Source organism: Streptomyces oceani (assembly GCF_001751245.1).
GTDB classification, from domain to species: domain Bacteria; phylum Actinomycetota; class Actinomycetes; order Streptomycetales; family Streptomycetaceae; genus Streptomyces; species Streptomyces oceani.
The window spans coordinates 1-512 of record NZ_LJGU01000053.1 but is presented as its reverse complement, the minus strand read 5'-3'; the positions used below and the strand labels follow the sequence as shown (position 1 = coordinate 512).

Annotated in this window: 1 protein-coding gene; it reads left to right on the top strand. The window is 69.1% G+C overall.

Annotation, left to right across the window (positions count from 1 at the left end; all coding sequences use genetic code 11):
- Positions 1–31: 31 nt before the first annotated feature.
- Positions 32–512 (top strand): SDR family NAD(P)-dependent oxidoreductase (locus AN216_RS00245; RefSeq protein ID WP_338059220.1); only part of this gene is annotated, 481 nt, incomplete at its 3' end.

The following is a 512-nucleotide window of genomic DNA, read 5'->3' as shown; positions in this document are numbered from 1 at the left end:
GGTGGTGGGTGGGCGGGTGGGTGCTGCGTTGGTGACGGGTGCGTCGGGGGTTTTGGGTGGGGTGGTGGCGCGGCATGTGGTGGAGCGGTGGGGTGTGCGGGAGGTGGTGTTGGTGTCGCGTCGGGGTGGTGGGGCGCCGGGGATGGGGGAGTTGGAGGAGGAGTTGGTGGGGTTGGGTGCGCGGGTGCGGGTGGTGGCGTGTGATGTGGGTGATCGTGGGGCGTTGGCGCGGGTGGTGGAGTCGATTGAGGTGTTGTCGGTGGTGGTGCATGCGGCGGGTGTGGTGGATGACGGGGTGGTGGGTGGGTTGGATGTGGGGCGTGTGGAGCGGGTGTTGGGTCCGAAGGTGGATGGGGCGTGGTGGTTGCATGAGTTGACGTGTGGGCGGGAGGAGGTGGTGGATTTCGTGTTGTTCTCGTCGGCTGCTGGGGTGTTCGGTGGTGCGGGGCAGGGGGGTTACGCGGCGGCGAACAGTGCGGTGGACGCGTTGGCGCAGTCGCGGAGGGCGTGGG